5 protein-coding genes and 2 pseudogenes are annotated in these 7,488 nt (G+C 58.8%); 4 read left to right on the top strand and 3 right to left on the bottom strand.

Features of this window, described 5'->3' with window-relative positions:
• Positions 1 to 253 (top strand): annotated as a pseudogene (locus RNA01_RS22450) (diguanylate cyclase); the annotation flags it as partial.
• 340 nt (positions 254 to 593) lie between these two features.
• Here the strand turns inward: RNA01_RS22450 and RNA01_RS22445 are convergent.
• From RNA01_RS22445 to RNA01_RS22435, 3 genes are read right to left on the bottom strand one after another with little or no spacing between them, the layout of a single operon-like run.
• On the bottom strand, positions 594 to 3,899 hold the full coding sequence (locus RNA01_RS22445; protein ID WP_147182341.1) for an efflux RND transporter permease subunit: 3,306 nt from the start codon (positions 3,897 to 3,899) through the stop codon (positions 594 to 596).
• On the bottom strand, positions 3,896 to 4,981 hold the full coding sequence (locus tag RNA01_RS22440; protein ID WP_147182340.1) for an efflux RND transporter periplasmic adaptor subunit: 1,086 nt from the start codon (positions 4,979 to 4,981) through the stop codon (positions 3,896 to 3,898). The genes RNA01_RS22445 and RNA01_RS22440 overlap by 4 nt, the downstream gene beginning before the upstream one ends.
• A gap of 1 nt (position 4,982) precedes the next feature.
• Positions 4,983 to 5,585, bottom strand: a complete 603-nt coding sequence (locus tag RNA01_RS22435) for a TetR/AcrR family transcriptional regulator (RefSeq protein WP_147182339.1) — start codon at positions 5,583 to 5,585, stop codon at positions 4,983 to 4,985.
• A 237-nt stretch (positions 5,586 to 5,822) separates the two neighbouring features.
• Here RNA01_RS22435 and RNA01_RS22430 point away from each other — a divergent pair, with 237 nt between their 5' ends.
• From RNA01_RS22430 to RNA01_RS22420, 3 genes and pseudogenes are all read left to right on the top strand, one after another.
• On the top strand, positions 5,823 to 6,239 hold the full coding sequence (locus RNA01_RS22430) for a DoxX family protein (RefSeq protein WP_170253615.1): 417 nt from the start codon (positions 5,823 to 5,825) through the stop codon (positions 6,237 to 6,239).
• Between the two features lie 145 nt (positions 6,240 to 6,384).
• Positions 6,385 to 7,056, top strand: coding sequence for a CerR family C-terminal domain-containing protein (locus RNA01_RS22425; RefSeq protein ID WP_235916848.1), 672 nt, complete (start codon positions 6,385 to 6,387; stop codon positions 7,054 to 7,056).
• Between the two features lie 73 nt (positions 7,057 to 7,129).
• A pseudogene (locus RNA01_RS22420) lies at positions 7,130 to 7,488 on the top strand (hypothetical protein); the annotation flags it as partial.

Raw genomic sequence — 7,488 nt, 5'->3', positions numbered from 1 at the left:
TATCGAAGCGCTGCAAATTCCGAATTCGGCGAACGCTGCTGCCGGCGGAAAATTGACCACAAGTATCGGTGTTGCAACTGCCCTTGCCCGCGCGGGCGGGACGGTGGATATGCCCGAGGGTCTTTTGATGGCTGCGGACAGCGCTCTTTATCGCGCCAAGAATGAGGGGCGCAACAGGATTGTTGCAACCATGTTTTTGATGGATGGCTCGCCATGTGGGGGCCTACAGAAAATCAGCAAGCGAGCAGGTTGAATACTCGGTCGCAGTTGCTCTTCTCCCCACTATATGTCGCGTCTACGATTTCGGAAAAACAAAGTGCCCACGGCGGTTGTGACGTGACTGCCACTGCCGCAGGATCGATTTGACGGCCTATTTAGGATCCATGAAAAGCATAGCGAAATGCGCTGACGTCGTATGCGTTCGGTGAAGCAGAATTAACCTACCTGGCCAGATGACCTACCATCCAAAGCTTAGGCGCCATTGGTAACTTAACCCGTCGAACGCGTTGATTGCCAAAAATCTCATCGAAGAAGCTGCTGAACCACTTCAATTTACGCTCCCTCATGAGCGGTTGTTTTCACTCGGCGGGTTTTCAAATCCTTGTTTCCACAGTATCCGCGGCCCCCCTTCTCAATCGCCGCTGTGCATCGAGTTCAAAGAGGATCGGCACGACGAAAACGGTCAAGACGGTCGAGACGACGGTTCCGAAGATCAGTGAGACGGCTAGACCGCCGAATACCGGATCGGTGATCATGATCGCTGAGCCAAGGACGATGGCAAGCGTCGTAAGCAGGATCGGCCTCAGTCGCACCGCGCCGGCCTGCCGCACCGCGACCTCAAGGGGCATGCCATGCTTGCGGTTGTCCTGGATGAAGTCGATGATCAGCAACGAATTGCGGATGACGACGCCGGAGAGAGCGATGATGCCGACCATCGAGGTGGCGGAAAAGTCCGCACCGACAATCCAGTGCCCCGGAAAGATGCCAATGATGCCGAGCGGTACGGAAGACATCGCGATCACCGGGATCAGGAAGGAACGGTAGTAGGCAACCAGCAGCAGGTAGACGAGTAGCAGCGCGCCGCCAAGCGCAATGCCCATGTCGCGGTAGATGTCGAGTGTCATGCGCATCTCGCCGCCCCAGAGTAACTGATAGCCGTCGATTGTGTCGGGCACATCCTTGTTGACGCCGAGATTGCCCGTCCTGAGCGGCTTGCCGTCGGGAGCGATGATGCCGTTCAAACGCTTCTGGAGGTCGAGGACGGCATAGAGCGGAACCGAGTCCGACAGTTCTCCGCCGACGAACGTCACCTTCTCGTTATCGCGCCGCTGGACCGGTTTGTCGGCGTGGGACGGGATGATTTTTACCAGTTCGGACAGCGGTACGGGCTTGCCGTCAGCATTGTCGACGAAGGCGCGGTCGAGGCGTGCCGGGTCCACGGCGAAGCGGCGCGGCACATAGACCCTGACGGGAACGGGATTCCTCTCGTCGACGAGGTGGGCACGGCCCAGTTCCTTGCCGCCATAGATAATTATGAGTGCCTGCGCAATCTGCGCGGTCGAAACCTTCGAAAGCGCCGCCTTCTCCTTGTCTGGCACGATCCGGTGTTCTGTAACATCTTCCGGTGCCGTGTCGGAGAGATCGACCATGTCGTAGGTTTCTTCGAAGGCTTTCCGGACCTTGGCCGACAATTGACGCAGGCCTTCCGGGTCAGGGCCGTAGAGTTCGGCCAGGACCGTAGCGCGCAGCGGCGGGCCGGGCGGGTCCTCGACGAGCGCTGTTTCCGCGCCGGGATAACGCCTGCGGATCTCCTCGATCTTTGGGCGAAGTTCGCGGACGATGTCGATCGAGCTTTCCTTCCGGTCGTGCTTGTCGGTGAGATTGACGCGGATTTCAGCGACCGAGTTACCCTCCCGGTTGGTGGTTCCCTTGAACAGGCCGTTGAAGTCGGCGACGCCGGCTTGGCCGATCCATGTCTGGTAGTTGACAACGTTCCTGTCCTTGGAGAGCAGGGCGCCGATCTCGCGCACGAAACGGTTCGTCTCCTCGACGGGTGTCGTCTCGGACATCGCAACGACAATGTTGAAGGTGTTTTTGTTGTCCTTGGGCAGAAAGCCGATATTGACGCCAAGCCAGGAAACAGGGCCGCCGACGCCCGAGGGCCGCACGAACTGCCACGCGCCTTGCATAATCGATCCCGTCATCAGGACCGCAATCATGACGGCCATGCCGATACGGGCGGCGCGGCGCTCCTGCAACGGCGTGATCAGACGGAGATAAAGTCTCTCCAGCCGACCGGGTTTGCCGTGCGAGGTTTCCTGTTCATGCTCGTCGGCTTCCTGTACGGTGTGGCGGTCCAGCCATCGGTTGGCCGCCCAGGGGGTCACGATATAGGCGACGACCACGGACGCGGCCATGGCGATCGGTACATTGTAGGCGATAGGGTAGAAATAGTCGCCCGCCATGCCGGTGACGAGGAAAAGCGCGCTGAACACGAGCATGACGGCGAAGGTTGCAAGATTGGTCGCATTGCCGATCTCGTTGGTGGCGAGGACCGTCGTCTTCTCCTTACTGACCCGCGACTGCCTTGATCCGTAGTGGCGGTGGATGTTCTCAATGACGACGATCGCAGCGTCGACGAGCAAGCCGAGCGACAGGATGAGCGCGAAGAGCGTCACCCTGTTGATGGTGACGCCGCCGAGAAGATCGGCCGCCAGCGTGATCGAAAAGATCAACGGCACCGTGACTGTGACGATGAGGGCCTCGCGCCAACCGAGAAAGAGAACCAGCACGATGGCCACGGTCACGAGTGCGATAGCGAGATGCTCGATAAGCAGATTGACAGCGTCATCCGCCTTCTCGCCGTCATTGCGAGTGACAACGACCTGAACCTCTGTCGGTATGAAGGAGGCCTGCATCTCCTTGACGCGGTTGACGATCGTGTCGGCCACGACTACGGCGTTGGCCCCTTTCTTCTTGGAAACGGAGATAGTGACCGCTGCCATGTCGGACGAATCGGGGTTGGCGAAGCGCGGGTCGCCCGGTCCGAAGGAGAAGCGGCTGAACTGCATGATCTCCGTCACCGGGCCATCAATGACGGTCGCCACGTCACGAACATAAACCGGACGGCCCTCGTGCACAGCGAGAATCTGGTTGCGTACATCGTCGGCGGAGGCGAAGGATGCCGAGAGCCGGATTGCCTCGACCTTTCCGTCACGAACGGTCGACTGCAGGGGTACGGACAGGTTGCTCGCCTCAAAGGCTGCATAGGCTTCGCTCAGCGTCGTGCCAAAGGCCTGAAGGCGTTCCGGATCGAGTTCGATGGCGATTTCCCGGTCACGGCCGCCCTTGATATTCACAACGGAGACACTTTCGGCGCTGCGCAGTCGCTCGGCCATCCGCTCTGCAACCCGCTTTAAGGCGTAGTCGTCATAGTTCGCCGACGCTAGTGTGACGGTGAGAATAGGAACATCGTCCGCATCAATCGAACGGACGGTGGGCGTTCCGGCGTCGGACGGCAAGCTGGCGCGGCTCGCGAGCACACGGTCATAGAGCTTGACGAGGGATTCCTCTTTCGGCTCGCCGACCTCGAACTGCACCTGCACCATGCCGAGTGAATTCTGCGCAATGCCTGCGGTATGGTCGACCCCCGGCAGCTCGCTGAGGATGCCTTCGAGCGGGGTGACGATGAGCGATTCGACCTCGGCAGCGGAGGCACCGGGAAGGGTGATCGTGACGACGGCACCCGGCACGACGATCTGCGGATTCTCCTCGCGCGGCGTCTGTTGGATCGCGATGACGCCCAGAAGGGCCACGGCGACGATGAAGACGATCGTCAGCTTCGATGTGATAAACGCCTGCGCCAGAGTTCCGGCAATATTGAGGTTCGGCGCACTCATCGGATTGCACCCGCCGTGTTCACCTGAGCGCCGTCCGGCAACCTGCCGTCAACTTCCACCAGTATCATTTCGTGGCCCTTTAGGCCGGATGTAACCTCGACAAAGCCGTCCAATTCCCGGCCCATGCGTAGCCACCGGAAATATGCGGTCCCGTCCTCGACAACGAAGACGCCGTCCAGACCACCCCTTTTTGTGATCGCTCTCTGCGGCACGACAGGGGCCTGATATGCCCCGAGCCGGATTTCGGCCCGACCGAACATGCCGGGCATCAGCGCCGGATCGTCGGGCAGCAGGATATTGATCTCGTAGCGACGTGTCACTTCATCGCTGGATGGGACAATCCCGCGAATACGTCCCTTAAATTGGCGTCCACCAAGCACGTCTAGCCTGACATTTACAGGCGTTTCGGTGTTGATCGAGGCGAGGCTCTGCTCGGACACATAGGCTTTAAGTAGGAGAACTTCATGCGATTCGACGATTAGGATTGGTGAACCGGCGGTCGCCATCTCGCCGCTGCGCTTGGCGACGGACACAATGACGCCATCGACCGGGCTCGTTACCGTGGAGTAGTCCTTCTGCGCCTTGGCAGCGGAAAGCACCGACTTGGCCTTTTCTAGCGTCGTGCGGGCGATGTCCACCCGAACTTTGGCCTTGCGTAGCGTTTCCGAGGCGACCGATCCCGACTGGGCAAGTGAGGTGTATTTCCGGACATCCTGCTCGGCGTCGCGTAGATCCTCCACTGCGGCGCTGACGGAGGAACGGGCCTGCTGGATTGCCTCGTTTATATCGCTCGGGTCGATCCGTACTAGAAGGTCTCCCCGCTTTACGCTCTGTCCCTCGCGGACATCGAGTTGCTCGATGAAGCCGACGACACGGGATGACACCTCCACTCGTCCGTCGGAGATGACGGAACCAGGAACAGTGTAGTTGATCGGAATATCCTTCAGTTCGACGATATCGACGGCTGCGTCGATAGGGACAGTCGCCTTCGCCTTTGAATTTTGTTCGGCGTTATGTTCGTCGCAGCCCGAGAGCGAGAGCAATACGGCGAGAATTGAAACGGTCCGGGGGGAAGGGAGCATCTCAGGCATCCTTGATCGAGGTCGTCTTGAAGCATTCACGAAGGGCCGCGATCACATGGCGCGTAATGACGTCCGGATCTAGATGATCGGAGCATCCACCGGGCAAGTGCCGGACAATTGCTCCAAGCTGCACCTGCCCGAGCACGACGCCGATGATAGATACCGCTGCCAGGAAATCGTCTTCGCCGTCGCGGACCCTTGTGCTCGCCAGCGACCGCACCAGAGTGAACGGGCGCTCGAATACCGTTTTCGACAGGTACTCCAATCGCCCGGCATCGCCGTCGGTCAGTTCCCGAACCAGTAGACGGCAGAATATCTTGTCCTCGGCCAGGAGATGCACCAACCAGTGCACAAAGGCTTCGAGCTTTTCGTCCGCATCCTGATTCACGTTCAGCAGAGCTTCCAGCGAAGCTGTCTTGTGGGTGAATACATGTGCAAGTGCCTCGCGGATCAGCTCGTCCTTGCCCTTGAAGTGGTGGTAGAGATTGGCTGGCGTCACGCCGACCTTGTTTGCAACGTCGCGCATGGAAACGGCGCTGTAACCGAGATCTGAAAAAAGGCTGGCGGCGGCCTCGATTATGGCGGTTCTGGTGTCGTGATGCATCGGGCCTATCTACTGAACGTTCGTTGAGGCGTCGTAAGTCGTCAGTTGGCCAACGTCAATCTTGAAAAGTTCGTTCGTTTGAATTATTTATTGCCGCAACCGGCTGTACGTGCGCGGAACGCGACAACGCAGCGACCGGTTAGAAGCGATCAAGGCTTGGTGCCCGTTCGATTGAGGGTTTCCACGTGGTTCGACTTCTTCGTCCCCGGTGTATCGTCGGCAGATCAGGAGAGGCTAGTGCAAAGCGAAAAACGACACATCGACATCCAGTCGCTTTGGGTAACCTTTCGCGCCCTGCAATCGGGTCTCTTACTTCTCCTGTGCAGTCCCTACATCTATTGGGGCGTGACGAGACTTCTGGACGTCGACGCAGGCATAAGACAAATGGAGGCCTATGGGCTGCTGCCACCGGCGCCTTTAAGCGCGGTCGCGATCCTGATTCAACTCGGCGCTTCCGTCATGGTCGTCACGGGTTTCTGGCGCTGGATCGGGGCACTTTGCCTCGCGGCATTCACGCTTGCCGCGGCGTTGATTGCTCACCCGTTTTGGCAGGCCCTGCCGAAAGATCGCAACGGTGAAATCATGATGTTTGTTGCGCACATGATTTTGGTCGGATGTTGGGTGGCCGTCGTCTGGCGCAGTCTTCGTAAATGATTGGTAACGATCAGCCATGTGCCGTCCACAGGATTGGGCAGGTCCTGGTTGGCCAAGCGGTCGGTTGGCAAATTCATCAATGTCATCTTGTATAAGTCGTTCGTTCGAACTATTTTATTTTGCAGCCAGCGCGAAGGGAAAGCCGGTGCGAACCAATGAAGTGCCACAGAGCGGACACGAGGCGCGGAGCGCGAAAACGCGATCGCAGCTCATTGAAGCCGCGATCACGGTAATAGCGGCGGTGGGCTATGAAGGGGCGAGCACGCGTGCGCTGGCGCAAGCGGCGAAAACGACCCTGTCGGCTATTCCCTATCATTTCGGGGGGAAGAAGGAGCTTTATCTCGCAGCGGCTCAGATGATCGCCGACTATGCAGCCGACCGTTTCGGGGAGGTGGCGGCAATCCTGGGAGCCGAAGATCCTGCGGAAAAGGCTATCCGTTTCGAGGAGGCTCTGACAAAGCTTCTTCACATCATTCTAAAAGACGCTGAGCCGTATTCTTGGACCTCGTTTGTGGCGCGTTGTTCCTACGATAATGATGAGGCATTCGCCCTGATCTATGATCAGGCAGTTGCACCCTTGCTGGAAGAGCTGGTGAAGGCTGCCAGCGACATCTCAGGCCGCTCCCCTGCCGACGAGGCATTGCGATTGCGAATCAGCGCTATCGTGACGGCTATCCTCAGCTTCAGATTCCTGCGCGGAATCATGCTGCGCGGGATGGATTGGATGCAAATTCAGGATGGTTGCATCGGTCAGATCGAAGACATGGTTCGCGATCTCTGCCGAAGTGATTTTCTCGCTGTCCGGCTTTCTCAATAACGCTCCGGGCAGTGACGGAACCTGCCCCGAACAGTCAGGCAATCTCCTCCTTAAACAGAAAAGGAAACACCCGATGAGTGATCAATCCCATGCCCACGAAGCAGTCGCCTGGGCGAAACAGCGCCTCGACGATGTGGACGCAGTCATATCCGAGGTCGAGAAGACCTCGGACAAGCTGAAGGACACCGCACGCAAGGATGCCGATGCCGCGCTTGCCCGTCTTCAGGCCTCCCGCGCCAAGCTGCAGAGCTACTACGATCAGTTGCGTACAGAAACGCAGGCCGTGAAAGGCAGCGTCGAAGGTATCCAGGAGGCGCTCGAGGCCGAGTGGGTCGAGGTCGAATCCGCGTTCCAGGCCTACCTGTCGGCGGTAAAGGATCAGGCCGAAACGGTCCGTGAAGTCGTCGTCGCGCGGGCGAAGGCCCAGCGGCA

It is taken from the genome of Paenirhizobium naphthalenivorans (genome assembly GCF_007992095.1).
Lineage (GTDB): Bacteria > Pseudomonadota > Alphaproteobacteria > Rhizobiales > Rhizobiaceae > Allorhizobium > Allorhizobium naphthalenivorans.
Note: the sequence above shows the minus strand (reverse complement) of the source record. Positions and strands in the feature narration are given on the sequence as shown.